At 61.8% G+C, this 24,377-nt stretch carries 21 protein-coding genes and 1 tRNA gene; 14 read left to right on the forward strand and 8 right to left on the reverse strand.

Annotated features, from left to right (window positions below; genetic code table 11):
- Positions 1–281: 281 nt before the first annotated feature.
- Entirely contained in the window at positions 282–842 is a 561-nt protein-coding gene (locus tag NYQ88_RS00350; RefSeq protein WP_275653014.1) for a hypothetical protein, read from the forward strand.
- A 74-nt stretch (positions 843–916) separates the two neighbouring features.
- On the opposite strand, the gene pnp is transcribed toward NYQ88_RS00350, so the two are convergent.
- The 3 genes from pnp to NYQ88_RS00365 all read right to left on the reverse strand — a co-directional run bounded on the left by pnp (position 917) and on the right by NYQ88_RS00365 (position 5,504).
- On the reverse strand, positions 917–3,052 hold the full coding sequence (gene pnp, locus NYQ88_RS00355) for a polyribonucleotide nucleotidyltransferase (protein ID WP_275653015.1): 2,136 nt from the start codon (positions 3,050–3,052) through the stop codon (positions 917–919).
- A gap of 320 nt (positions 3,053–3,372) precedes the next feature.
- A complete protein-coding gene (gene rpsO, locus NYQ88_RS00360) occupies positions 3,373–3,642 on the reverse strand; it encodes a 30S ribosomal protein S15 (protein WP_275653016.1) in 270 nt (89 codons plus the stop codon).
- Positions 3,643–3,782: 140 nt separating this feature from the next.
- Positions 3,783–5,504 carry a sensor histidine kinase gene (locus tag NYQ88_RS00365; protein WP_275653017.1) on the reverse strand — a complete coding sequence of 574 codons (1,722 nt, stop codon included), beginning with the start codon at positions 5,502–5,504 and terminating at the stop codon, positions 3,783–3,785.
- Between the two features lie 224 nt (positions 5,505–5,728).
- Here NYQ88_RS00365 and miaB point away from each other — a divergent pair, with 224 nt between their 5' ends.
- Together miaB and NYQ88_RS00375 are read left to right on the forward strand one after the other, a co-directional pair.
- A complete protein-coding gene (gene miaB / locus NYQ88_RS00370) occupies positions 5,729–7,123 on the forward strand; it encodes a tRNA (N6-isopentenyl adenosine(37)-C2)-methylthiotransferase MiaB (RefSeq protein WP_275653018.1) in 1,395 nt (464 codons plus the stop codon).
- A gap of 62 nt (positions 7,124–7,185) precedes the next feature.
- Positions 7,186–8,313 carry a crosslink repair DNA glycosylase YcaQ family protein gene (locus NYQ88_RS00375; protein WP_275654975.1) on the forward strand — a complete coding sequence of 376 codons (1,128 nt, stop codon included), beginning with the start codon at positions 7,186–7,188 and terminating at the stop codon, positions 8,311–8,313.
- A gap of 59 nt (positions 8,314–8,372) precedes the next feature.
- Here the strand turns inward: NYQ88_RS00375 and NYQ88_RS00380 are convergent, their stop codons facing one another.
- Positions 8,373–9,095, reverse strand: coding sequence for a TetR family transcriptional regulator C-terminal domain-containing protein (locus NYQ88_RS00380; RefSeq protein WP_275653019.1), 723 nt, complete (start codon positions 9,093–9,095; stop codon positions 8,373–8,375).
- A 180-nt stretch (positions 9,096–9,275) separates the two neighbouring features.
- Here NYQ88_RS00380 and NYQ88_RS00385 point away from each other — a divergent pair, with 180 nt between their 5' ends.
- The 8 genes from NYQ88_RS00385 to NYQ88_RS00420 all read left to right on the forward strand — a co-directional run bounded on the left by NYQ88_RS00385 (position 9,276) and on the right by NYQ88_RS00420 (position 19,079).
- On the forward strand, positions 9,276–10,556 hold the full coding sequence (locus tag NYQ88_RS00385) for an aspartate aminotransferase family protein (protein ID WP_275654976.1): 1,281 nt from the start codon (positions 9,276–9,278) through the stop codon (positions 10,554–10,556).
- 66 nt (positions 10,557–10,622) lie between these two features.
- Positions 10,623–12,119 (forward strand): CoA-acylating methylmalonate-semialdehyde dehydrogenase, encoded by a 1,497-nt coding sequence (locus NYQ88_RS00390; RefSeq protein WP_275653020.1) that lies wholly within the window; start codon positions 10,623–10,625, stop codon positions 12,117–12,119.
- A gap of 146 nt (positions 12,120–12,265) precedes the next feature.
- On the forward strand, positions 12,266–13,516 hold the full coding sequence (locus NYQ88_RS00395; protein WP_275653021.1) for a Zn-dependent hydrolase: 1,251 nt from the start codon (positions 12,266–12,268) through the stop codon (positions 13,514–13,516).
- Between the two features lie 173 nt (positions 13,517–13,689).
- Complete coding sequence (gene hydA, locus NYQ88_RS00400) at positions 13,690–15,141, forward strand: dihydropyrimidinase (RefSeq protein ID WP_275653022.1); 1,452 nt, start codon at positions 13,690–13,692, stop codon at positions 15,139–15,141.
- Entirely contained in the window at positions 15,141–15,929 is a 789-nt protein-coding gene (locus NYQ88_RS00405; RefSeq protein WP_275653023.1) for an ABC transporter ATP-binding protein, read from the forward strand. Before hydA ends, NYQ88_RS00405 begins: the two co-directional genes overlap by 1 nt.
- Before the next feature lie 133 nt (positions 15,930–16,062).
- Positions 16,063–16,959 (forward strand): ABC transporter permease, encoded by an 897-nt coding sequence (locus NYQ88_RS00410; protein WP_275653024.1) that lies wholly within the window; start codon positions 16,063–16,065, stop codon positions 16,957–16,959.
- Positions 16,956–18,053 (forward strand): ABC transporter permease, encoded by a 1,098-nt coding sequence (locus tag NYQ88_RS00415; protein WP_275653025.1) that lies wholly within the window; start codon positions 16,956–16,958, stop codon positions 18,051–18,053. The genes NYQ88_RS00410 and NYQ88_RS00415 overlap by 4 nt, the downstream gene beginning before the upstream one ends.
- Before the next feature lie 66 nt (positions 18,054–18,119).
- Entirely contained in the window at positions 18,120–19,079 is a 960-nt protein-coding gene (locus NYQ88_RS00420; protein WP_275654977.1) for an ABC transporter substrate-binding protein, read from the forward strand.
- A 63-nt stretch (positions 19,080–19,142) separates the two neighbouring features.
- On the opposite strand, the gene NYQ88_RS00425 is transcribed toward NYQ88_RS00420, so the two are convergent.
- From NYQ88_RS00425 to NYQ88_RS00435, 3 genes are read right to left on the reverse strand one after another with little or no spacing between them, the layout of a single operon-like run.
- Positions 19,143–19,376 (reverse strand): Trm112 family protein, encoded by a 234-nt coding sequence (locus NYQ88_RS00425; protein ID WP_275653026.1) that lies wholly within the window; start codon positions 19,374–19,376, stop codon positions 19,143–19,145.
- On the reverse strand, positions 19,376–20,041 hold the full coding sequence (locus NYQ88_RS00430) for an LON peptidase substrate-binding domain-containing protein (RefSeq protein WP_275653027.1): 666 nt from the start codon (positions 20,039–20,041) through the stop codon (positions 19,376–19,378). Before NYQ88_RS00430 ends, NYQ88_RS00425 begins: the two co-directional genes overlap by 1 nt.
- 11 nt (positions 20,042–20,052) lie before the next feature.
- The gene (locus NYQ88_RS00435) at positions 20,053–20,997 is read right to left on the reverse strand and encodes a co-chaperone YbbN (protein ID WP_275653028.1); all 945 of its coding nucleotides are present in this window, start codon (positions 20,995–20,997) and stop codon (positions 20,053–20,055) included.
- Positions 20,998–21,228: 231 nt separating this feature from the next.
- Between NYQ88_RS00435 and NYQ88_RS00440 the strand changes: the two genes are divergently transcribed.
- Positions 21,229–21,303: transfer RNA gene (locus NYQ88_RS00440), tRNA-Gly, on the forward strand.
- A 210-nt stretch (positions 21,304–21,513) separates the two neighbouring features.
- Here the strand turns inward: NYQ88_RS00440 and lnt are convergent.
- The gene (gene lnt / locus NYQ88_RS00445) at positions 21,514–23,130 is read right to left on the reverse strand and encodes an apolipoprotein N-acyltransferase (protein ID WP_275653029.1); all 1,617 of its coding nucleotides are present in this window, start codon (positions 23,128–23,130) and stop codon (positions 21,514–21,516) included.
- 134 nt (positions 23,131–23,264) lie between these two features.
- Here lnt and tsaB point away from each other — a divergent pair, with 134 nt between their 5' ends.
- Together tsaB and rimI are read left to right on the forward strand one after the other, a co-directional pair.
- Positions 23,265–23,876 carry a tRNA (adenosine(37)-N6)-threonylcarbamoyltransferase complex dimerization subunit type 1 TsaB gene (gene tsaB, locus NYQ88_RS00450; RefSeq protein ID WP_275653030.1) on the forward strand — a complete coding sequence of 204 codons (612 nt, stop codon included), beginning with the start codon at positions 23,265–23,267 and terminating at the stop codon, positions 23,874–23,876.
- A complete protein-coding gene (gene rimI / locus NYQ88_RS00455) occupies positions 23,876–24,355 on the forward strand; it encodes a ribosomal protein S18-alanine N-acetyltransferase (protein WP_275653031.1) in 480 nt (159 codons plus the stop codon). Before tsaB ends, rimI begins: the two co-directional genes overlap by 1 nt.
- Positions 24,356–24,377: the final 22 nt, after the last annotated feature.

Genomic DNA, 24,377 nt, shown 5'->3' on the forward strand with positions numbered 1-24,377 from the left:
ATGAAGGAGTTGGTCCGTGGGTAAGATCTGCCACAGCCCTTGTCGAGTGCAGGAAAGCCTCACTCGGTTAACGAGGCGACAATGGGGCGGTTCCTCGCGCGGAATTGATGTGTGGGGGGCCGTGGCATTTTCGCAACAAAGTTGGAACCGCTGCTACACTGTTGATCCGCGGTAACCACTCTAAAGCACCCATGTGCCTCATAATTGCCGGACACTATCGTGCGCTGCTGCCGGGGAGGGTACAGCGCGACGCAAATGGCTGGGGGAGGCCAGTAACAAGCATGGATACCGACGTCTTACTCTATGTGCGGTTGATCTCGGGAACGCTGCTGGGCCTGACACTGGGGCGACTGCTCAATGGGGTCGCAAAGTTCGTGCAGCAGCCCAAATCGCACAGGATCAACCTGCTGCATGGGCTGTGGTCTTTCTTCCTCTTTGCCTCGGTGACGCTTTTCTGGTGGGACGAGGCGCATAGTTTTGCCAAGGTCGAATGGACCTTTGCGACCTATCTCTTCCAGATCGCCTATTGCGGCAGCTTTCTGTTCCTCGCGGCCGTGCTGCTGCCTGACAATGTCGATGAGTTCGGCGACCATTTTTCCTATTTCATCGCGCGGCGCCACTGGTTCTACAGCGTGCTGATCATCAGCTTCCTGCTCGGCATCGTCGACAGCGTGGTCAAGGAGGGTTGGTCGGAGAGCATTGTTTCGCCCGAGGGGATCATCTTCGACCTCATCATGGTCTGCGTGCTGGGAGCAGGGATGGTGGTCAACAGCTACCGCGTGCACCTGACGACGGCGGTCGTGATGGTCGCCCTGACGCTGGCCTCGGCGCTCCTCGTCTAGGCGGGCGGGATCGCAGCCAAAGAAAAGGCCCGGATTTCTCCGGGCCTTCTGCATTTCTGTTGGATGAAGGCGCCTTATTCGGCGGCTTCGTCCTTGGTGATTTCCTTGCCGGTTGCCTGGTCGACAACCTTCATGGAGAGGCGGACCTTGCCGCGCTCGTCAAAGCCGAGCAGCTTGACCCAGACCTTGTCGCCTTCCTTAACCACGTCGGTGGTCTTGGCAACGCGGGCTTCGGCCAGCTGGGAGATGTGCACGAGGCCATCCTTGGCGCCGAAGAAGTTCACGAAGGCGCCGAAATCGGCGGTCTTGACGACGGTGCCCTGGTAGATGGCGCCCACTTCGGCTTCGTCGGTGATGGAGCGGATCCACTTGATGGCGGCGTCGATCTGCGAACCATCGGAGGACGAGACCTTCACGGTGCCGTCGTCTTCGATGTTGATCTTGGCGCCGGTCTTTTCGACGATCTCGCGGATGACCTTGCCACCGGTGCCGATCACTTCACGGATCTTGTCGGTCGGGATCTTCAGCGTTTCGATGCGGGGAGCGAACTCGCCCACTTCGCCACGCGAGGCCGACAGGGCCTTGCTCATTTCACCCAGGATATGGATGCGGCCGTCCTTGGCCTGAGCCAGGGCGATCTTCATGATCTCTTCGGTGATGCCGGCGATCTTGATGTCCATCTGGAGCGAGGTGATGCCCTCGTCCGTACCGGCCACCTTGAAGTCCATGTCGCCGAGGTGATCTTCGTCACCCAGGATGTCGGACAGCACGGCGAACTTTTCGCCTTCGAGGATCAGGCCCATGGCGATACCGGCAACCGGGCGCTTCATCGGCACGCCGGCATCCATCAGCGCCAGAGAGGTACCGCAAACAGTCGCCATGGAGGACGAGCCGTTGGATTCGGTGATCTCGGACACGATACGGATCGTGTAGGGGAATTCTTCGACCGACGGACGGATCGGGTTGATGGCGCGCCATGCAAGCTTGCCGTGTCCGATTTCGCGACGACCGGGCGACCCCATGCGACCAGCTTCACCCACGGAGTACGGAGGGAAGTTGTAGTGCAGCAGGAAGTTTTCCTTGCGGGTGCCTTCGAGGCTGTCGACGAACTGCTCGTCTTCGCCGGTGCCCAGCGTGGCAACGACCAGCGCCTGGGTTTCGCCACGGGTAAAGATGGCCGAACCATGGGTGCGCGGCAGGACGCCGACTTCCGAGACGATCGGACGCACGGTCTTGGTGTCACGGCCGTCGATACGGCTGCCGGTGTCGAGAATGTTCCAGCGGACGATCTTGGCCTGGAGGTTATGCACCACCTCGCCGAGAGCTTCCTTGGTGATTTCGCCAGCTTCGATCTTGGCAGCGAAAGCGGCCTTGACCTTGGTGTTGGCGGCATCGACCGCAGCGTAGCGCTGGGCCTTTTCGGTGATCTGGTAAGCAGCACGCAGATCAGCTTCGGCAATGGCCAGAACTTCGGTTTCGAGAGCCGAGAAGTCGGGCGGAGTGAACTCGCGCGGTTCCTTGGCAGCCAGCTCGGCCAGTTTGATGATGGCCTGGATGACCTTGGCGCTTTCGGCATGGCCGAACATCACGGCGCCGAGCATGACTTCTTCGGAAAGCTCCTGAGCTTCCGATTCCACCATCAGGACGGCGTCCTGGGTGCCGGCCATGACGAGGTCGAGCTTGCTGTCAGCGCGACGGTCGACGGGCAGGTTCAGCACATATTCGCCGTTGACGTAGCCAACGCGGGCAGCGCCGATCGGGCCCATGAAGGGAACACCCGAGATGGTCAGTGCAGCGGAAGCTGCGACCATGGACAGCACGTCCGGGTTGTTTTCCATGTCATGCTGCAGAACGGTGATGACCACCTGGGTCTCGTTCTTGTAGCCATCGGGGAAGAGCGGACGGATCGGACGATCGATCAGGCGCGACACCAGGGTCTCGTTCTCGGACGGACGGCCTTCGCGCTTGAAATAGCCACCCGGGATCTTGCCGGCGGCGAAGTATTTTTCCTGGTAGTTGACGGTCAGGGGGAAGAAGTCCTGGCCCGGCTTGGCGGTCTTTGCCGAAACGACGGTGGCCAGAACCACGGTCTCGCCCAGGGTGGCGAGCACGGCGCCATCAGCCTGACGGGCAATCTTGCCGGTCTCGAGGGTCAGCGGCTGGCCGCCCCAGTTGAGCTCAACCTTGTGATGATCGAAATTGATCGTCATGGAACTTTGTCTTTCCATTCTGCCGGCGGAGCGGGAACGCGGGGACGGCCAATCCCTACGAACTCTGCCGGTGTGCCCGCACCAAGCGTCGCACCCCATGTGCGCGCCGGCTCAAAATCAGGCACGGTTTCCAGTTTGGCGGGACAGAACATGGACAAGACAATGAGCGCCTCCGCAGCGGAAGGGGCTGATAATCCTGCCATGCTCCGGCACCGCCGGCCATGGCGACCTGCGGCAGATGGGCGCCAGAGGTCGGATATGATGCCCAAAAGGGCGCCGGCGCGGAAACCTTGGGGTTCCCGCGCCGGAATTTATTGCGCTTAGCGGCGCAGGCCGAGCTTTTCGATCAGCGTCTTGTAGCGGTTCTCGTCGATCTTCTTGACATAGTCGAGAAGGCTACGACGGGTCGAAACCAGCTTGAGCAGACCACGACGAGAATGGTTATCCTTGTTGTGGCCCTTGAAGTGCTCGGTCAGGTTTGCGATGCGCTCGGACAGGATCGCGACTTGGACTTCCGGCGAGCCGGTGTCGTTTGGAGTGGTCGCGTATTCCTTGATGAGTTCGCTCTTTCGTTCAGCGGTAATCGACATCGTATGATCCCTTTACTGTGAGGATTTGGAAGATGCCCCGGCCGGGATGTCGTCCAGGCGGGGCCGGTTACGCCGGGCACGAGGCCACAGCTGGCGTTCTCATAGTGGAAAGCGGCGCAAAATGCCAGAATATTCGCCGTTCAGAGGTCGCGCTCGTCCGGCCTTGTGGCGGAAAAAGACGGATCCAGGGCCGAAAGCGGAATCTGGAATGACCATTCAACGCCATTGGGATGTTCAATGTGCTCGACGACGGCTCCCAGTGCCCCGCCGACCATGGTGCGCAGGACCGTGGTGCCAAACCCCTTGTGCTCGCTGGAGACAAGGGGACGTGACAGCGTTTCGCGCCAGGTGAGGCGCAGCGACGCGCCCTGACGCTCGAATTTGATGCCGAGCTCGCCGTCGTCGTCGGCAAGGGCACCGAAGCGCATGGCGTTGACGGCCATTTCATGAAGCGCCATGCCCAGGATTTGCGCGCCTTGGGGATTTATACGGATATCGTCGCCGGTGATGGACACTCGCCGGTCGTCGGGCGGCCGGAAGGGGGCGAGCTGTAGAGCGACGAGTTCGCTGAGCGAGACGCCGGCGCGGCCATGGGCAAGCAGGAGATCGGTCGAGCGTGCCAGACCCAGGATGCGCCGCTCGAAGGCGGCGACATAGTCGGCGATGTCGGTGGCGCCGCGGGCGGTCTGCTTGGCCATGGCGGAGATGACCGCCATCTGGTTCTTGGAGCGATGCGCCAGCTCGCGCATGAGGAAATGCACATCGCGCTCGGCGGCCTGGCGCTGGCGGGAGGCCAGACTGAGTGCGCCGGAGACCTCATCGATTTCAGTGACGGGGTAGAAGCGCTCATAGACCACCTCTCCACGCCCAAGGCGCTGGGCGTCGCGCCGCAGGCCACTGACCGACTGGCCCAGCTTCTGGGCGATGACGACGGCAATGGCCGAGGCGGCAATGGCGATAATGGCACCCCATGCGGCCAGCTGTACGAGGGATTCCCCCAGAGGCTGGCGCACGGTGGACGCCGAGGCCCAGGCGACAATACGCCATCCGGTGAGGCCGGAGCGCCATTCGGAGGTGATCACGGTCTCGTTGTTCAGCTGCTCTTCGACCCAGCTTTCCTGCGGGCTGGCGCCGCGGCGGATCGGCAGAACATCGCCAATGCCAAGGCCCGTGTCGGGCGTCGCCGAAATGACGCCATTGCTGCCGTCGACCAAGGCTGCATGCCAGCCTTGTGGCAATTCCCGCGACTGCAGGACCGGAACAAGATCGCGGGCATTTTGCGTCAGGGAAAGGAGTTTTATGGCGCCGGCATCGACCGGCAGCCAGACATTGAAGACCCAGGTCTGGGCGATATTGCCAAAGAACAGATCGGACACTGTCGCCATGCGCCTGTCGAAGGCGCGGCGAGCTGTCGCTGCATTGGCGGTAATGGAGAGGGGCTCGCCGAAGGAGACGCGTGTATTGAGGATTTGCTGCATCTGGTCGTCGACAGCGAGGAGATATGATCCCGAGCCGGCCAGTGCGATCAGCGAGCGCTGGTGAAAGCGGGCGTAATCGCCATCGAGCAGGGCCTGATCGGATGAGAGGACCCGCAAGGTGGTGATCATGCCCGAGATTTCGCGCTCCACCGCCTGACCCATTGCCTGGACGGTTGCCGAAGTCAACGCCTGTACAACCGACTCCTGGGCGTCATTGGTGCGCTTGATGAGAACCAGCGTCACGACGAGGGCGGGGATGATGATGACGAGGACGAGGGCGACGAGATAAAGCGCCACGGGGCGGGCGCGACGGTTGATCCGGCGGGAAGTCGTGAGCTCATCACGAACAGCGGGAGTTTCACCCTTTGCCTGGATCTCGCTCATGTCAGGAGATATCCATGACATTGACACAGTCGGCTCGTGGCCGTGGTTCGGTTACGAGCATGGTCTATCCCTGTGCCTCTTCACCTAAAATAGCAGAGAATGTCAGCCAAGCCCCTGCCGGCGATCCCTGTGCTGCGAACGAGTCGCAGAGCATATACAACACGCAAAGACGCACGGGGTTGCAAGGCATGGAAACCGAGGCGCGGCTCTGGTAAACACCCCCCATGACCGACACGCAGTTCGCCCCCAAAAAGCTGTTCATCAAGACCTATGGTTGCCAGATGAACGTCTATGACAGTGATCGCATGGCCGATGCACTGGCCCCCCACGGCTATCATCCGACGCAGGATATGGCCGAGGCCGACCTCATTTTGCTAAATACCTGCCATATCCGCGAGAAAGCCAGCGAAAAGGTTTTCTCCGAGCTGGGGCGGCTGAAGGAACTGCAGACCGACAGGCGCGCATCAGGCGGCGACCTGATGATCGGCGTTGCCGGCTGCGTGGCCCAGGCCGAGGGCGAGGAAATCGCCCGTCGCGCGCCCATGGTGGACATGGTGTTCGGCCCGCAGGCCTACCACCGCCTGCCCGAAATGCTGGCCAAGGCGGAAAGTCAGCGCCACATGCACCCGAGCCTCAAGCGGGCCGTCGTCGATACGGATTTTCCGGAGGAAGACAAGTTCGCTCATCTCCCGGCGGCTCGCAAAGAAGTGACCATCAGCCGGGGTCTCACAGCGTTTCTCACCGTGCAGGAAGGCTGCGACAAGTTCTGCTCGTTCTGCGTGGTGCCCTATACCCGCGGCTCCGAAGTCAGCCGGCCGGTGGCCCAGGTGCTGGACGAAGCGCGCCGCCTCGCCGAGGCGGGGGTGAAGGAAATCACGCTGCTTGGTCAGAACGTCAACGCCTATCACGGCGAAGATGGCGGTCGCGCCGTGGGCCTTGGTGAACTGGCCTATCGGCTCGCCGAAATTCCGGGGCTGGAGCGCCTGCGCTATACCACCAGCCATCCGCGCGACATGGATGACGCGCTGATCGCGGCGCATCGCGACCTCGGTTTCCTGATGCCTTATCTGCACCTGCCGGTGCAGTCGGGCTCGGACACGATCTTGAAGGCGATGAACCGCAAGCACACGGCCGCCGAATATCTGGCGCTGATCGACAAGATCAAGACGGCACGGCCGGACATGGCGCTCTCGGGCGATTTCATCGTCGGCTTCCCGGGTGAAACCGATAGGGATTTCGAGGACACACTCTCGATCATCCGCGCGGTCGGCTATGCCTCGGCCTATTCGTTCAAATATTCGACCCGGCCCGGCACGCCGGGCGCCAACCTGGGCAACCAGGTGGCAGAAGAAGTGAAGGTCGAGCGTCTCGCGCGGCTGCAGGAGCTGGTGACCAGCCAGACCAACCAGTTCCACGCTTCGATGGTCGGACGCACACTGCCAGTGCTGATCGAACGGGTCGGACGCATGCCGGGGCAGGTGGGCGGACGTTCGCCCTATCTGCAGGCCGTCCATCTCGAGGGCAGCACCGATCTCATCGGGGCCATCCACCAGGTGGAAATCACCGGGGTGATGACCAATTCGCTGACCGGTCGCCTCGCCCAGGCCGCGGCCGCCTAGGACGGAAAGAATTGGCGCGGGGCCCTGTCGCACTCACCGGAGCTCTGGCCCGCGCCATCTGGATGCGGGCCCAGCGCCTTGATGAGACGGCGCCGTTTGGCGAAGGGCCGCAGGCGGCGGCGAAAGCCATATCGCAGCTGGGCTATTTGCAGATCGACACGATCAATGTGATCGAGCGCTGCCACCATCACATTCTCTATTCGCGCATTCCGCACTATCGCCGAAGCGATCTGGCGCACCTGCAATCGACGGACAAGTCGATCTTTGAATATTGGACCCATGCGCTGAGCTATGTGCCGGCGGGGGACTTTCCGTTCTTCGTGCCGCTGATGCAGCATTATCGGGCCAATCCGAGCCGCTGGTTCGGCTCGGTGACGACCGACGAGGTCCGCGCCATGGTGCGCCGGCTCAAGACCGAGGGGCCGCTGTCGATCCGCGATATCGACGACGACGAGCTGGTGGAAAAGAACCACGCCTGGGCGAGCCGCAAACCTTCCAAACGCGTGTTGCAGCTGATGTTTTTTCAGGGTCTGGCGGTGATCTCCCGACGCGAGGGGATGCTCAAGACCTACGATCTCGCCGAGCGGCATTTTGGTTGGGAGAAGAGCCCGCGTCCGGCGACCGGGCGGCAGGGGACTGCCTATATTCTCGACCGCGCCTTGCGCAGCCAGGGAGTGGTCAGCCTCGACTCCATCTGCCATCTCAACGCGCCCGCGAAAAAGGCAGTGCTCGAACTGATCGAGGCGCGGGTGAAGCGGCGGCAACTGGTGGAAGTGGTCATAGAAGGGGCAGAAAAAATCCGGCACTGGGCGGCGCCGGAGGTCTTAGAGCAGGGGGTTCTTCCTGCGGCGGGGCGGGTGCATATCCTGTCGCCTTTCGATCCACTGATCATTCTGCGAAAGCGCCTAAAATTGTTCTTTGGCTATGAGCATGTGTTCGAAGCCTATGTCCCGGCGGCAAAACGGAAATACGGTTATTTCGCCCTGCCGGTGCTGATCGATGATCGCGTGGTGGCGGCGATCGATCTCAAGACCGACCGCGGGGCAGGAAAGCTGCTGGTGCAGAACTGGACCTGGCTCGAAGAGATTGGCGCGGACGAGCAGTCGGCGATCACGGCCGAACTTGACCGCTTCGAGAGATTTCAGCTGGCCGGGCAATCCAGCGCGTCTCAAGGTGGATCACCGGGATAAACCCGGTGATGACGGCGGGGAGAATTTTGGGGCCGAGCCTATGGGCTGCGCCAAACCGCCTATTCGGCGGGCTTGGTCGTCTTCGTCCTGGGCGTGAGACCGTGGAGGAAGAGCTGTTCGAGATAGCGGGCGGCGTCCTCAAACCGGCCCTCACCGCCGCGGCCTTTGCCGAGAACAGCGCGGACTTGGACGTCGAAATCAGCATAGTGCTGAGTGGTGGCCCAGATGGAAAAGATCAGGTGATAGGGGTCGGCGCGGGCGATCTTGCCCTCGTCCATCCAGCCGAGCAGGATTTTTGCCTTTTCATCGACGAGGTTCTTGAGGTCCACCTCGATCATGTCGATGATGTGGGGGGCGCCGCGCAGCATCTCATTGGCGAAGAGCCGGCTTTCGCGCGGAAAATCGCGCGCCATCTCAAGCTTGCGGCGAATGTAGGAGCGGATTTCCGAGAAGGGGTCCCCATCGGCCCGCATCTCTTCGAGCGGGGCCAGCCAGGTGACGAGCAGTTCGCTCATCAGGCGGCGATGGATCTCTTCCTTCTTGGGAAAATAATAGAGCAGATTGGGTTTGCTCATCCCCGCCACTTCGGCGATCTGGTCGATGGTGGCGCCCCGAAAGCCGTGCATGGAGAAAACGTCCAGCGCCGCCTCGAGGATAGCGTCCTGTTTTTCTTTCTGGATACGCGTGGCCGGACGGCTCTTGGCCGCCTTGGCGTCAGCTTTATGGACCCGCTTGGCGGGCGCTTTAGGGGGCTCGACCGATTTCAGCTTTCTGGGTGCCATTTTCGTCTTGCGGGAAAGAACAGGAGTGCTAACATTTTTCCAACTGGTCAAAAATCTGGGGTTCGACTTCAACTGTCAAGCGCCCGCGAATAATGGCCGGATAAAGGGCAGTCAAATAGGGAGCGAACTGTCGTGTCCACCAATAATGCCGTCGTGCCGAACGATCTCAGCGCGTTCTGGATGCCGTTTACGGCCAACCGGCAGTTCAAGAAATCGCCGCGCATGTTCGTGGCGGCCAAGGACATGCACTACACAACCAGCGATGGCCGCCAGGTGCTCGATGGCACCGCTGGCCTCTGGTGCGTCAATGCCGGCCATGCCCGTCCGAAAATCGTGGAGGCGATCTCAAAGCAGGCCGCAGAGCTCGACTATGCGCCGGCCTTCCAGATGGGCCACCCCAAGGCGTTCGAGCTGGCCAATCGGCTAGTGGATCTGACGCCCGATGGGCTCGACCATGTGCTTTTCACCAATTCGGGTTCGGAATCGGTCGAGACCGCGCTCAAGGTGGCGCTGGCCTATCAGAAGGTGATCGGGCAGGGCGCGCGCAGCCGCCTGATCGGCCGCGAACGCGGCTATCACGGGGTCAATTTCGGCGGCATTTCGGTGGGCGGCATTGTCACCAACCGCAAGATGTTCGGTACGCTTCTTACCGGCGTCGACCATCTGCCGCATACGCATAATCTGGCCAAGAACGCGTTTTCGCGCGGCGTGCCCGAGCATGGCGTTGACCTCGCCGACGAGCTGGAACGCATTGTCACCCTGCATGATGCCTCGACTATTGCCGCGGTGATCGTCGAGCCGGTGGCCGGTTCAACCGGCGTGCTCATCCCGCCCCCGGGCTATCTCCAACGCCTGCGCGACATCACCAAGAAACATGGCATTTTGCTGATCTTTGACGAAGTGATCACGGGCTATGGGCGTCTTGGAACGCCATTTGGTGCCGATTATTTTGGCGTGACGCCGGATATTCTGGTGACGGCCAAGGGCCTGACCAATGGTGTCATTCCGATGGGCGCTGTGATGGTCTCCAAGGAGATCCACGACGCCTTCATGCAGGGGCCGGAACACCTCATCGAGTTCTTCCACGGCTATACCTATTCGGGCAATCCGATCGCCTCGGCGGCGGGCCTTGCCACGCTCGAAACCTATAAGGACGAAGGCCTGCTCACCCGCGGCGCCGACCTCGCCAAGGTTTGGGAAGACGGGCTGCACAGCCTCAAGGGCCTGCCGCATGTCATCGATATCCGAAATATCGGCCTTGTTGGCGCGGTCGAGCTGGAACCCATCGCAGGACAGCCGACCAAGCGGGCCTTCGCGGCCTTCCTCGCCGCCTTCGAGCAGGGCCTTCTAATTCGCACGACCGGCGACATCATCGCGCTCAGCCCACCGCTGATCGTTTCCGAAAACCAGATCGACCAGATCATCACGACCCTGGCCGGCATCCTCAAGACGCTTGAGTAAAATGGAACAAACATTCTATAAGCGAAACGATAGAATTTTTGTTCCTGCAAGGAAGAGGATCGACTGATGCAGATCATCGAGAACGCCGTGGCCGGCAAGCGCTATGTGTCGAGCTCGACGCGGCGCGTGCCCGTGTTCAATCCGGCCACTGGCGAACAGAGCGCAGAACTGCCCCTGTCGACCATGGACGAGCTTAACGAAGCCGTGGCCTCGGCTGTAAAGGCGCAGGTGGCCTGGGGCAATACCCCGCCGATGAAGCGCGCCCGCGTGATGTTTAAGTTCAAGGCGCTTCTCGATCAATATGCCGACGATATCGCGCGCGAGATTTCCAGGGAACACGGCAAGGTGCATGACGATGCGCTGGGCGAAGTGGCCCGCGGGATCGACTGCGTCGACTTCGCCTGTGGTATTCCGCACCTCTTGAAGGGCGAATACTCCCGCAATGTTGGGCCGAGCATCGACACCTATTCGGATCGCCAGCCACTGGGTGTGGTGGCCGGGGTGACCCCGTTCAACTTCCCCGCCATGGTGCCGATGTGGATGTATCCGGCGGCCATCGCCTGCGGCAATGCCTTCATTTTGAAGCCCTCCGAGCGTGATCCGTCCGCACCGATGCTGGCCTGGAACCTCTTCATGGAGGCCGGCCTGCCCGAAGGCATTTTGCAGGTGATCCACGGCGACAAGGAGATGGTCGACGGCATTCTGGATCATCCCGACATCAAGGCGGTGAGCTTTGTCGGCTCGACGCCCATCGCTGAATATGTCTACCAGCGCGGCACCAAGGCCGGTAAGCGCGTGCAGGCCCTGGGCGGCGCCAAGAACCATATGATCATCATGCCGGATGCCGACCTCGACCAGGCGGCCGACGCGCTGATGGGCGCCGGCTATGGCTCGGCTGGCGAACGCTGCATGGCCATTTCCGTAGCCGTGCCAGTGGGCAAGGGCACGGCCGATGCGCTGATCGAAAAGCTCAAGCCGCGCGTGGAAAGCCTCAAGATCGGCCCCTCCACCGACAAGGACGCCGAAATGGGTCCTGTGGTGACGAAAATGCACCGCGACAAGATTCTTGGGTACATCGACGCGGGCGAGAAGGAAGGGGCCAAGCTCGTCGTCGACGGCCGTGGCTTCAAGCTCCAGGGCTATGAGAACGGCTATTATGTGGGCGGCACGCTGTTCGACAATGTCGAGCCGCATATGTCGATCTACAAGGACGAGATTTTTGGGCCGGTCCTCTCGGTGGTCCGGCGCGAAAATTTCCAGGACGCGGTCGATCTGATCCATGGGCATGAATATGCCAATGGCACGGCGATTTTTACCCGCGATGGCGATGCGGCACGAGAATTTGCCGACAAGATCGAAGTGGGCATGGTGGGCATCAACGTGCCGATCCCGGTGCCAGTGGCCTATCACTCCTTCGGCGGCTGGAAGCGTTCGCTGTTTGGCGACCACTCCATCTATGGGCCCGAGGGCATCCACTTCTATACGCGGCTCAAAACCGTCACCACCCGCTGGCCCGCAGGGATCAAGGGCGGCGCGGAGTTTTCGTTTCCGAGCGTGAAGTAGGGTCAGATGGTCAGCGTTCACAACACATCGCTGACCGCCCCTTGCCTCTCTCACACAGAGAGGGCAGACAAATTTTTGGCCCCGCCAGTGCCCTCGCGCGCTGGCGGGGCCACCTATTTTGACCACACAGACATAAGAGCAAGAAAATGACCTCTCCCGGTGAGAACCTTCGTATCAATGGCGATCGGCTCTGGGAGAGCCTGATGGATATGGCCAAGGTGGGGCCGGGGATTGCCGGGGGTAATAATCGGCAGACCCTGACCGATGCCGACAAGGAGGGGCGGGAGCTTTTCCAGCGCTGGTGCGAAGAGGCGGGGCTTACCATGGGCGTCGACAAGATGGGCACCATGTTCATGACCCGTCCGGGCACCGATCCCGATGCCTTGCCGGTTTACATCGGCAGCCACCTCGACACCCAGCCGACTGGCGGGAAATATGACGGCGTGCTCGGCGTGCTCGCCGGGCTCGAAGTCGTGCGCTCGATGAATGATCTCGGGATCAAGACCAAGCACCCCATCGTTGTCACCAACTGGACCAATGAAGAGGGCGCGCGCTTCGCCCCGGCCATGGTGGCGTCGGGGGTCTTCGCCGGCGTGCATAGCCTTGAATATGCCTATGATCGCAAGGACATGGACGGCAAGCGATTTGGCGACGAGCTCGAGCGCATTGGCTGGGTCGGTGACGAAGAGGTCGGCGCGCGCAAGATGCACGCCTATTTCGAATATCACATCGAACAGGGCCCGATCCTCGAGGCCGAGAACAAACAGATCGGCGTTGTCACCCATTGCCAGGGTCTGTGGTGGCTCGAATTCACGCTCACCGGCAAGGAAGCTCATACCGGCTCGACGCCGATGAATATGCGCGTCAATGCCGGGCTGGCGATGGCGCGAATTTTTGAGGCGGTGCAGGAAATCGCCATGTCCGAGCAACCCGGCGCGGTGGCCGGCACGGGGCAGGTGAAGTTTTCGCCGAACTCGCGAAACGTGCTGCCGGGGACGGTGGTGTTCACTGTCGATTTGCGCACCCCGAGCCAGGAAAAGCTCGACCGCATGCGCGCCAAGATCGAAGCACGCGCCGCCGAAATCTGCGCCGAACTGGGCGTTGGCTGCTCGGTTGAGGCGGTGGGGCATTTTGATCCCGTCACCTTTGATCCGACGCTGGTGGAGCGGGTCCGCTCGGCGGCTGAAAAGCTCGGCTATAGCCACATGAACATCATTTCGGGTGCGGGACATGACGCCTGCTGGGCGGCCAAACTGGCGCCGACAACCATGATCATGTGCCCCTGCGTGGATGGACTGAGCCACAACGAGGCCGAAGAGATTTCCCTCGAATGGGCCGCCGCAGGTTGCGACGTGCTGTTCCATGCCGTGGTGGAAACCGCGGAGATCGTGGAGTGAAATTCTTGGCGCCCCATAAGGCCCCCTCACCCGGACTGCGCTTTGCGAAGTCCGGGCTCTCCCTCATGGGACGAGGGCAAGAAGGAGCCGCATCGACTTAAAAACAAAAAAGACCCGCCGATCAGCGCTGAGGGGTGCGTGGCGGGTCTTTTCGGACTGCAAGGGAACGAAGAATGAGCAAGATTATCAAGGGCGGCACGGTCGTCACGGCGGATCTCTCCTATGAGGCCGATGTGAAGATCGAGGGGGATGTCATCGTCGAGATCGGCCAAAACCTGTCTGGCGACGAAGTGCTTGATGCGGCCGGGTGCTACATCATGCCGGGCGGCATTGATCCGCATACCCATCTCGAAATGCCCTTCATGGGGACCTATTCGGCCGACGATTTCGAGAGCGGCACGCGCGCGGGTCTTGCCGGCGGCACCACCATGGTGGTCGATTTCTGCCTGCCCAATCCCAATCAGAGCCTGCTTGAGGCGCTGCAAATGTGGGACAACAAGACTGGCAAGGCGTCAGCCGACTATTCCTTCCACATGGCAATCACCTGGTGGGGCGAGCAGGTCTTTAATGAAATGGCCGAGGTCGTGGACCGCGGCATCACCTCGTTCAAGCATTTCATGGCCTATAAGGGCAGTTTGATGGTGAACGACGACGAGATGTTCGCCTCGTTCCAGCGCTGCGCCGACCTTGGCGCGCTGCCGCTCGTTCATGCCGAAAACGGCGACGTCGTTGCGGCGATGACGGCGAAGCTGCTTGCCGAGGGCAATAATGGGCCCGAAGGCCACGCTTATTCCCGCCCGCCGGAAGTGGAGGGCGAAGCGACCAACCGCGCCATCATGCTGGCTGACATGGCGGGGGTGCCGCTCTATGTGGTGCACACAAGCTGCGAGCAGGCGCATGAAGCCATTCGCCGGGCCCGCGCCAAGGGCATGCGCGTTTATGGCGAGCCGCTGATCCAGCATCTGACGCTGGATGAGAGTGAGTATTTCAACCGGGATTGGGACCATGCCGCCCGGCGCGTGATGTCGCCGCCCTTCCGCAACAAGCAGCATCAGGATTCGCTCTGGGCCGGGCTGCAGTCGGGCTCGCTCTCCTGCGTTGCCACCGACCACTGCGCCTTTACCACCGAGCAGAAGCGCACCGGGATCGGCAATTTTGCAAAAATTCCGAACGGCACGGGCGGGCTCGAAGACCGTATGCCCGTGCTCTGGACTGCAGGTGTAAATACCGGGCGCCTGACCATGAACGAGTTCGTGGCGGTGACGTCCACCAACATCGCCAAGATCCTGAACATGTACCCGAAAAAGGGTGCTGTGATGGTTGGCGCCGATGCCGACCTCGTGGTCTGGGACCCCAACCGCTCCAAGACGATTTCGGCGAGAAGCCAGCAGTCGGTGATCGACTACAACGTCTTTGAGGGCTTTGAGGTGAAGGGCCTGCCGCGGTTTGTGCTGAGCCGGGGCAAGGTCTCCATCGTCGAAAACGAGGTCAGGGCCGAGCCCGGCCACGGCAAGTTCGTGGCGCGCGAGGCCAAGAACCCGGTCAACCGGGCGCTTAGCCAGTGGAAGGACATTGTGGCGCCGCGCAAGATCGAGCGCTCCGGCATTCCGGCGACGGGGGTTTGATGACGGCCGTTGTTTCTGCCGAAAACCTCGGCCTGACCTTCAAAACCAATGATGGCGACGTCGTTGCACTCAGCGACGTCAACCTCACCATCATCAAGGGTGATTTCGTCTCCTTTATCGGCCCGTCCGGCTGCGGGAAGACGACTTTTTTGCGCACCATTGCCGATCTCGAGCAGCCCACGTCAGGCACGCTGACGGTCAATGGGCAAAGCCCCGAGAATGCCCGCAAGGCGCGCTCCTATGGCTATGTGTTCCAGGCGCCGGCGCTTTATCCGTGGCGGACTATCGAAAAGAACGTGGCGCTGCCGCTCGAAATCATGGGCTATTCGGCCAGTGAGCAGGCCGAGCGCATCCGGCGAACCATGGAGCTGGTGAACCTTTCGGGGTTCGAGAAGAAGTTTCCCTGGCAGCTTTCGGGCGGCATGCAGCAGCGCGCCTCCATCGCCCGCGCGCTAGCCTTTGATGCTGATCTTCTCCTCATGGACGAGCCCTTCGGGGCGCTGGATGAAATCGTCCGGGATCATCTCAATTCCGAACTTTTGAAACTCTGGGAGCGGACACAGAAAACCATCTGCTTTGTGACGCATTCGATTCCCGAGGCGGTCTATCTCTCGACGAAAATCGTGGTGATGTCGCCGCGCCCGGGCCGGGTGACGGACATTATCGAAAGCGATCTGCCGCGCGAACGGCCGCTGGATATTCGCGAGACGCCGGAATTTCTGGCGATTGCGGCGCGGGTAAGGGACGGACTACGGGCCGGGCACTCCTATGATGGGGAGCATGTGTGATGGGTGTTTTACCCCCGCCGAGCCTCCCCCTGATAGGGGGAGGGACAGCTCCGGGAATCTGGCGAGATCGTGCCTCCGGCACCAGCATCACTCCTCCCCCTTCGAGGGGGAGCTTGGGTGGGGGTGACCGGAGATGAACCGCCTCCTTCCCATCCTCACCGTCATCCTTGCCATTGGTGTCATCTGGTATGTCGCGGCGCTGGGCATGAATGCACAGTGGCAGAACGACGTCTATCGGCGGGCCGGTGTTGAAAATGTGCCGTTCACGCAGTTTGCCATGGACGCCTGGAACCAGGAAAAGCCGGTGCTGCCGCTGCCGCATCAGGTCGGCCGCGAGGTCTGGAATTCCACCATGCTGGTGGCGCCCGACAAGCCGCGCAGCCTGATCTTTCACGCCTGGGTGACCTTCTCGGCCACGGGGCTGGGCTTTGTCTTCGGCTCGCTGCTGGGGATCGGGCTGGCGGTGCTGATCGTCCACAATGAGGCGATGAACCGCTCGCTTATGCCCTGGATAGTCGCTAGCCAGACCATTCCCATCCTGGCGCTGGCCCCGCTTATCGTGGTCATCGGCTTTAATATTTTCACCGGGACGCTGGGCATTCCCACCGATCCCGCGCGGTTGATGAGCAAGGCAATCATTTCGGCCTATCTCAGCTTCTTCCCGGTGGCCGTGGGCATGGTGAAGGGTCTGCGCAGCCCAGAGGCGATCCAGCTCGACCTCATGCACACCTATAATGCCACCGCCAACCAGACCTTCTGGAAACTGCGCTGGCCGGCTTCGGTGCCCTATCTTTTTGCCTCGCTCAAGGTCGGCGTCGCCGCCAGCCTTGTGGGCGCCATTGTCGGCGAACTCCCGACCGGCGCCGTGGCCGGGCTGGGCGCGCGCCTCCTCGCGGGCTCCTACTATAGCCAGACCACGCAGATCTGGTCGGCGCTGGTGGTCGCGTCCATCCTTGCGGCCCTGCTCGTAACGGCGGTGGGGCTGGTTGAAAAACTCGTCAACCGGGCGATGGGGGCGCGACCGGCATGACACAATTGCAGCATTATCTCGCCATTGTCGCCGGCGGCATCAGCCTCTTTGGGCTTGTCTTCGGGCTGATGTCCGGGCCGTTCGAGCAGGCCATGCTGGTCAAAGCCTTTCTCGTTCTGGGGAGCCTGTCGCTGGTGGGGCTCCTGGTGCCGGTCGGGCTCTGGGCTGATGCGGCGCTGGCCTTTCTGGGCACGGTGGCACTGCTCACCAGCCTCAGCCTCTTTTCGCCAGCGCCGGCCTTTTTCTGGCTGGCGCTGATCGCCACCTGGCTTTTTGCCTGGCTCTTTGTCGAGCGCCTGTCGCGGTTTCTGGCGCCGGGGATTGCCGATTCGGCCCGGTTGGGGCTTCTCATCCCCGTCGTGTTCGGGCTTTCCATTCTCGTCATCTGGGAAGTGGTGACGCGGGGGGCCAATGTGCCCCAGGTGATCCTGCCGCCACCCTCGATGATCGGGGCGCGGATCGCAGCTTCAGCCGGAACGCTCTGGGCCGATTTCCAGCAGACATTCCTGAAGGCGGTGCTGATCGGCTATGTGCTGGGATGTGGCGCCGGCTTTGTGGTGGCAATCCTCATCGATCGCTCGCCCTTCCTCAAATCAGGCCTCTTGCCACTCGGCAATCTGGTCTCGGCGCTGCCCATTGTTGGCGTGGCGCCGATCATGGTCATGTGGTTCGGCTTCGACTGGCCCTCCAAGGCGGCCGTTGTCGTCATCATGACCTTCTTCCCAATGCTGGTGAACACGGTGGCCGGGCTCAATGCCTCGAGCGTCATCGAGCGCGATCTGATGCGCACCTATGCTGCCGGTTACTGGCAAACCCTTATGAAGCTGCGTCTTCCCGCTGCGGCGCCCTTCATATTCAACGCCCTCAAGATCAACTCGACTCTGGCCTTGATCGGCGCAATCGTAGCGGAATTCTTCGGGACGCCCATTGTGGGGATGGGCTTCCGGATTTCTACCGAAGTCGGCCGGATGAATGTCGACATGGTGTGGGCCGAAATCGCGGTGGCGGCCGTCGCGGGCTCGGTCTTCTATGGGGTGATCACGCTGGTCGAGCGGCGCGTCACCTTCTGGCATCCGTCCGTGCGTGGTGCATGAGGACGGAGCCGAACTGAAGGGAACGAGGGAATGAAAAAACTTCTTATTGGTGCACTGGCAGGGGCCATGACGCTCACCGCCTCCGGAGCCGCATTGGCTCAGGACAATTCGGTGACGCTGCAGCTGAAATGGGTCACCCAGGGCCAGTTCGCTGGCTATTACGTGGCCCAGGCCAAGGGGTTTTATGAGGAAGAGGGCCTCAATGTCGAAATCAAGCCCGGTGGCCCGGACATCGCGCCCGAGCAGGTGATTGCCGGCGGTGGCGCCGACGTCATCACCACCTGGATGGCGCCGGGCCTTGCCGCCCGCGAACGCGGCGTGCCGCTGGTCAATATCGCTCAGCCGTTCAAGCAGTCGGGCCTGTTGCTGACCTGCCTCAAGGAAGCCGGCGTCGAGACCACGGATGACTTTGCCGGCAAGACACTTGGCGTCTGGTTCTTCGGCAATGAATATCCGTTCTACGCCTGGATGGCCAAACTCGGCCTCTCCACCGAAGGCGGCGCCGAGGGCGTGGAAGTGCTCAAGCAAGCCTTCAACGTCGACCCGCTGATCCAGAAGCAGGCGGCCTGTATCTCGACCATGACCTATAATGAGTATGGTCAAGTGCTGCGCGCCGGTCTCACCCCGGAAGAGCTGACCGTCTTCAATTATCGCGACGAGGGCGTCGGCATGCTTGAGGACGGGCTCTATGTGCTCGAAGACAAGCTGGCCGACCCGGCCTTTGTCGAGAAGATGACCAAGTTCGTCCGCGCCTCGATGAAGGGCTGGGACTATGCCCGGGCCAATGCGGAAGAAGCCGCCCAGATCGTGGTGGACAATGACATGACCGGGTCGATGACCGTGGAAGACCAGCTCTATCAGGTCTCCGAGGTCAACAAGCTCACCGAAGGCTCGACCGGTGTGCTCGACGAAGCCGATTACCGCCAGACCGTCGATACGCTGCTCTCGGCCGTGTCGCCGGAAAATCCGGCCATCACCAAGGAGCCTGAAGGCGCCTTCAGCCATGTGGTGACCGACGGGCTTTAAGCCCCTCGCGAACGGTGAGAATCAGACGGGCGGGGAAAACCCCGCCCGTTTTTGTTTCGGCTCTCACTCGGTCGGGGTTGCGACCGCCTTGATCTCGTCCGGCTCGATATTGCGCGCCTCATCGAGGCTGAGGAGGGGCACGCCGCGCACGATGGGAAAAGCCAGCCGTGCAGCCACCGAGATCAGCTCGGTTTTGTCAGACGAGAGGCTGAGGCGCGTCTTTGTGAGCGGGCAGACCAGCATTTCGAGCGTGCGCACATCAAGCGCATGGCGCGGATCGGCAGCGGGCCCGACCATCAGTTGAGCGGAGCGGCGTCATTGCCGCCCTTGGCCATTTCGTATTCCGTCATAGCAATGAGGGTTTCTGCCCGGTCGCTGAGGGTATTGGCCTCCAGCAGCACCTGTTTTTCGGCCGCGCCATAGGGCGAGACCATGCAGCAAAAATTGACGAGATCGGCGGTACCGGTCTGTTCAATTTCTTCCCAGTTGAGCTCGATGGATGCGTATTCGGCGTAGTCGCGCATCATCTTCAGGAAGCGGGCGCGATCGACGGCCGCTTCCCCGGCCGTGCGATCATAATCGGCCTCATAGGCCTCGCCGGAAATCACGCCCTGGCGATAGGGCGTCTCGACCGAGAGCTCGTGGATGAGGCGGAAGCGGGTCACCCCTTCGAGGATGATGAAATAGCGCCCCTCGGCGTTTTCCTCGAAATGGGTCAGCCGACCAAGGCAGCCGATCTTCTGGAGCGCGACCTGCCCCTTGGGGCTTTCCTCGCTCGTGTCCTCGGGCTGGATCAGCCCGATCAGCCGATCCCCTCGCAGCGCCGCATCGACCATATCGATATAGCGCGGCTCAAAGATGTTGAACGGCCGATGCGAGAACGGCAGGAGCAGGGCGCCTGACAGGGGAAAGAGCGGCACTGATTTGGGCAAATCAGCGGAGCTGGCGGGACGCTTGGGCATGAAGTGGCCTACTAGGAGAACAGGGCGGCCGAGAGCAGGCGCCGACCCTTGAGCGTGGCAGGCTCCTTGGGGCCCCAGGCCTCAAAGAATTCGAGAAGCTTCTTGCGGGCCGCATCCTCGTTCCAGCTGCGGTCGCGCTTGAAGATGGCGACAAGGGCCTCTGCGGCCTCAAGGCGCTTGCCTTCGGCATTGAGCACCATGGCAAGATCAAAGCGCGCCTGGAAATTATCGGGGTCGGCAGCAATGGCAGCTTCGAGCGTGGCCGATTCGGACAGGCCCGCAGCTTCTTCCTTGAGGCGGATGGCATTGGAGATCGCCTGATAGGCGTCGCCCGTGCGCTTGTCCTCGGGGACCATTTCGAGCGTTGCCTTGGCCTGTTCGACTTCATCGGCGGTCATATAGACGCCCGCAAGGCCGACGAGTGCGACCTCGTTTTCAGGCGCATGCTGCAACACCATGCCAAAAATCTGGGCCGCCTGGCCGAGATCACCGGCAGCCACAGCCTGTTCGGCAACTTTGAGCGCATCGGCGATCTGGGCCTCGAGCGAATCTGCGGGCGCAGCACCGGCCGGCGCGGCCGCAATGACGCGATCAGCGAAGCGGCGCACCTCGCCTTCGGGCATTGCGCCCATGAAACCATCGACCGGACGGCCGCCGGCGAAGGCGAACACGGCAGGAATGGACTGAACGCCGAGTTGGCCAGCGACGCCAGGATGTTCGTCGATATTGATCTTCACCAGCCTGATCTTGCCGGCCTTTTCCGCGACAACTTTTTCCAGCGCCGGGGTCAGCTGGCGGCAGGGGCCGCACCAGGGGGCCCAGAAATCCACCAGAACCGGAGCTTCGAGAGAAGCGTCGATGACGTCGACCTTGAACGCGGCATCGGAAGAATCGCGAACCAGTTGAGCGGCCGCTGCGGGGGCTGCGCCATTGGCGCCATTCATGGAAATCGACATTGAAGCTCTCGCGTCTTTCGCATTTTTCTAAGCGTTCGCGGGCCTTTTTGCGCCCGCGACCTGTGGGTGGCAAGCCCTAGTTTCCACAGCCTTTCAAGACGATAACATGAAAAATGAAAACTGGGGTTGCAATCGGCAGTGCCATTGGGCATATAGCCACTCATCGAAGCGCTGCAAGGCGCTGACGATGAAAACGAAGGCGCCGCAAGGCACTGACGTTGAATACGGAGCGCGGGTGTAGCTCAGGGGTAGAGCATAACCTTGCCAAGGTTAGGGTCGTGGGTTCGAATCCCATCGCCCGCTCCAATTCTCCCACTTCGGTGGGTTGATGAAAAGGTCGGACGCAAGTCCGGCCTTTCGTCGTTTCGGGCTTCTGTTCTGTGTGAAGCATTGCGCAGGCGTCATCTGCCCGGTGATGCGGCAAAAACTTTCCAAGCGCTTGTTTTATCGATCGTTCCGAATCGCAGACCCGTTCCCAGTCGTCTGGAAACGGTGTTCGTGCTGCGCCGCGCAGAATCAATAGGGCAGGCGACGGCGGTTTTTTCGTGACGAAACGAAACTGATCATCACGCCGGCAATGATGGCGATGACCAGCGGCCAGTGCCGGATCTGGGCAAAGATTGTGGTCGGAAGCTTTTGATGCGGGCGCGCATCGAGCGCGGCCATCTGCTGGGGCGCGAGTTGGGCGGTTATCCTACCAATGGGGTCGGTGACAAAGGTGAGGCCGCTATTGGCGGCCCGCACCAGGCTCATGCCCTCCTCGACCGCCCTGAGACGTGCGTGGTGAGCATGCTGAGCCGGGCCGACCGAGCCATCGAACCAGGCGTCATTGGTGACATTGAGCAGATATTGCGCCCCCGCGGTGTCGCCGAGATCGCCGGAGAAGAGAATTTCGTAGCAGACGAGAATCAGCGCAGCCGGGGCGCCCGGCAGGCCCATCAGGCGGCGACGCCGGTCGCCATGGGCCCAGCCATCAGCGCCCGGAACGAACTGCTTGAGACCGAATTGGCTGAAAAACTCCTGGAACGGCAGATATTCGCCAAACGGCACCAGATGGGATTTGTCGTAGGAGGAAATGACTTCGCCGTCGCTGTTAATGGCGACGACCGAATTATAGGGCGCGCTCGCCGGCATCCCCGGGCGCATCTCATAAGGCTGGCGGGGGACACCGGCCAGAAGCGTTGCCCCCTCGGGCAAGGTTCGGGCGATGCGCGCCAAAGCATCCGGATAGGTCGAGAGGAAAAAGGGCACGCTCGATTCGGGCCATACCAGATGGGTGATGTCAGCCAGGCCCTGATCGGTCGGGTCCATGCGCATGTCTGACAGCATCAGCAGCCGATCGATCAGCGCGACCGGATCGACATTGCCGAAATCGGAATGCTCATAAACGAGGGGCTGAACCAGCCGCATTGCCACATCCTGACGCTCGGTGGAGACGGTGCCGGTCATGCGGTTCCAGCCATAGCCAAGCTGAGCGGAAAGGACGAGCAGCACCACAAAGAGCGGGGCAAGCCGCTGGCCCATGGGGCGATCATCGGCCGGCCAGATCAGCGCCGGGGTCATGGCCATGAGCGGGGCAAGGAAGGTGAGCCCATAGACGCCGATCACCGAGGCGAGTTGCATCATCTCTTCCGAACCGGTCAGCGCATAGCCGAGGAGATCAAACGGAAAGCCGGTGAACACATGGCCACGGGCGAATTCGGCCACCGCCAGCCAGCTGGCGAGGCCGACGATGCGGGCGCCACCATGGCTCCAGGTGAGATGGGCCAGCGCGCTGGCAAAACCCCAGAACAGCGCGATGAGAGCCGCGAGCGCCAGAATGGCGGGTGGCATGGCTGCTAGGAACCAGCCCCCATCAACAAAAAAGGCAGCGCCGAGCCAATGAAAGGCGACGGTGAAATAGCCCCAGCCAAAGGCAAAACCGATGGTAAAGGCCGGGCCGAAGATGCGGCGCCAGCCTTTGCGCCGCTCGGCGCCATCGAGCGCCCAGACCCAGACAGGCATGGTGAGAAACAGCGCCGGCAGGATAAAAAAGGGCGGCACCGACAGGCCTGCCACGGCTCCCGCGACGAGAAGCAAAAGGAAGCGACGCCAGCCATGGCTGAGCATGGTCGTTTCGGCGAGCCAGGTCATGAAGCGGGACGACGCGAATCAGGGAGCATGAGGGCAAGGTCGCCCCGCCAGGCGCACAGCGTCAAGGCGGTGGACTCGCAAGAGTTTGAGCGCTACGAGCCCAGAACGCCTCAAGAGGGCGCAGCGGAGACGCCATGACCGACATGCCCGTTACCCTTGCCATCGATACGGCCGCGCCGCGGCTGCAGCTCGGGCTGCTCCGCGCCGATGGGCGCGCCGACAGTCTTGTCGACCACGTGGCCACCGGCCATGCCGAACTCCTGTTCGAGCGCCTCGGCGAATTGCTGGCCCGGAACGGGCTTGGCCACGGCGATATCGCGCGCATTGCCGTCACCACGGGGCCTGGCTCCTTTACCGGCCTGCGCATCGGCCTTTCGGCGGCGCGGGGACTGGGGCTGGCGCGTAAATTGCCGGTGATCGGTGTCCCGAGCCTCCTCGGCCTGTCGCTGAGCGCCAGCGGGCCGGTGGCGGTGCTGCTGGACGCGCGGCGCAGCGAGGCCTATCTGCAGCTGTTCTCAGGGCCGGGCGTGGCAGAGACGCCAGCACGTTTGATGCCGATGGTGGAGGCGCAAGCCGCTGTTCCTGCCGGCTATCCCCTTATCACCGAACCGTTTGTCGATATCACCGCCATCGCCCGCTTTGCCGCCAGCGCCGACGCCGCCGACTATCCGCCCAATGCCGCCTATGTGCGCGATGCTGACGCCAAGCCGCAGACCGCCGCGCGTATTCCAAGGCTAGGTGCCTGATGGACAAGCTGTGGATGGCCCCGAACGGGCTGCATGTGGAGCCGGCCGAAGCTGAGGACGCCGCAGCGCTGGCCAAGCTTCATGCCGCCGGCTTTTACCGTGGCTGGCCGGTGGCCGACTTTGTCACTTTTCTTTCGGACAAGGCCACGCCCGTTTATGTCGCCTGCGACGCCAAGCGCCGGATCGCCGGGTTTGCCGTGATCCGCACTGTGGCCGACGAAGCCGAATTGCTCAGCATTGCCGTTGAGCCAAAATGGCGCAGCAAGGGGGTGGGCCGGGCGCTGTTGCAGGCGGTGTTTGCCGACCTTTTGATGTCGCCTGCCAGGAAGATGTTTCTTGAGGTGGACGAGAACAATAGCCCGGCGATTGCACTCTATAAACGGCTCGGTTTTGTGACCATTTCCAGCCGAAAAGGCTATTATACCCACCCCGATGGCAGCGCCGCGACCGCGCTTGTCATGGCGCGCGATCTTGGGTAACCCCGTCTGAGCGGGCCTGGCT

The organism is Devosia sp. SD17-2, from assembly GCF_029201565.1.
Lineage (GTDB): Bacteria > Pseudomonadota > Alphaproteobacteria > Rhizobiales > Devosiaceae > Devosia.

What these genes read in the sequence shown, in the direction of transcription:
- NYQ88_RS00350 (WP_275653014.1), top strand. Translation starts at nt 282, where the DNA reads ATGGATACCGACGTCTTACTCTATGTGCGGTTGATCTCGGGAACGCTG.
- pnp (WP_275653015.1), bottom strand. Translation starts at nt 3,052, where the DNA reads ATGACGATCAATTTCGATCATCACAAGGTTGAGCTCAACTGGGGCGGC.
- rpsO (WP_275653016.1), bottom strand. Translation starts at nt 3,642, where the DNA reads ATGTCGATTACCGCTGAACGAAAGAGCGAACTCATCAAGGAATACGCG.
- NYQ88_RS00365 (WP_275653017.1), bottom strand. Translation starts at nt 5,504, where the DNA reads ATGAGCGAGATCCAGGCAAAGGGTGAAACTCCCGCTGTTCGTGATGAG.
- miaB (WP_275653018.1), top strand. Translation starts at nt 5,729, where the DNA reads ATGACCGACACGCAGTTCGCCCCCAAAAAGCTGTTCATCAAGACCTAT.
- NYQ88_RS00375 (WP_275654975.1), top strand. Translation starts at nt 7,186, where the DNA reads ATGCGGGCCCAGCGCCTTGATGAGACGGCGCCGTTTGGCGAAGGGCCG.
- NYQ88_RS00380 (WP_275653019.1), bottom strand. Translation starts at nt 9,095, where the DNA reads ATGGCACCCAGAAAGCTGAAATCGGTCGAGCCCCCTAAAGCGCCCGCC.
- NYQ88_RS00385 (WP_275654976.1), top strand. Translation starts at nt 9,276, where the DNA reads ATGCCGTTTACGGCCAACCGGCAGTTCAAGAAATCGCCGCGCATGTTC.
- NYQ88_RS00390 (WP_275653020.1), top strand. Translation starts at nt 10,623, where the DNA reads ATGCAGATCATCGAGAACGCCGTGGCCGGCAAGCGCTATGTGTCGAGC.
- NYQ88_RS00395 (WP_275653021.1), top strand. Translation starts at nt 12,266, where the DNA reads ATGACCTCTCCCGGTGAGAACCTTCGTATCAATGGCGATCGGCTCTGG.
- hydA (WP_275653022.1), top strand. Translation starts at nt 13,690, where the DNA reads ATGAGCAAGATTATCAAGGGCGGCACGGTCGTCACGGCGGATCTCTCC.
- NYQ88_RS00405 (WP_275653023.1), top strand. Translation starts at nt 15,141, where the DNA reads ATGACGGCCGTTGTTTCTGCCGAAAACCTCGGCCTGACCTTCAAAACC.
- NYQ88_RS00410 (WP_275653024.1), top strand. Translation starts at nt 16,063, where the DNA reads ATGAACCGCCTCCTTCCCATCCTCACCGTCATCCTTGCCATTGGTGTC.
- NYQ88_RS00415 (WP_275653025.1), top strand. Translation starts at nt 16,956, where the DNA reads ATGACACAATTGCAGCATTATCTCGCCATTGTCGCCGGCGGCATCAGC.
- NYQ88_RS00420 (WP_275654977.1), top strand. Translation starts at nt 18,120, where the DNA reads ATGACGCTCACCGCCTCCGGAGCCGCATTGGCTCAGGACAATTCGGTG.
- NYQ88_RS00425 (WP_275653026.1), bottom strand. Translation starts at nt 19,376, where the DNA reads ATGGTCGGGCCCGCTGCCGATCCGCGCCATGCGCTTGATGTGCGCACG.
- NYQ88_RS00430 (WP_275653027.1), bottom strand. Translation starts at nt 20,041, where the DNA reads ATGCCCAAGCGTCCCGCCAGCTCCGCTGATTTGCCCAAATCAGTGCCG.
- NYQ88_RS00435 (WP_275653028.1), bottom strand. Translation starts at nt 20,997, where the DNA reads ATGTCGATTTCCATGAATGGCGCCAATGGCGCAGCCCCCGCAGCGGCC.
- lnt (WP_275653029.1), bottom strand. Translation starts at nt 23,130, where the DNA reads ATGACCTGGCTCGCCGAAACGACCATGCTCAGCCATGGCTGGCGTCGC.
- tsaB (WP_275653030.1), top strand. Translation starts at nt 23,265, where the DNA reads ATGACCGACATGCCCGTTACCCTTGCCATCGATACGGCCGCGCCGCGG.
- rimI (WP_275653031.1), top strand. Translation starts at nt 23,876, where the DNA reads ATGGACAAGCTGTGGATGGCCCCGAACGGGCTGCATGTGGAGCCGGCC.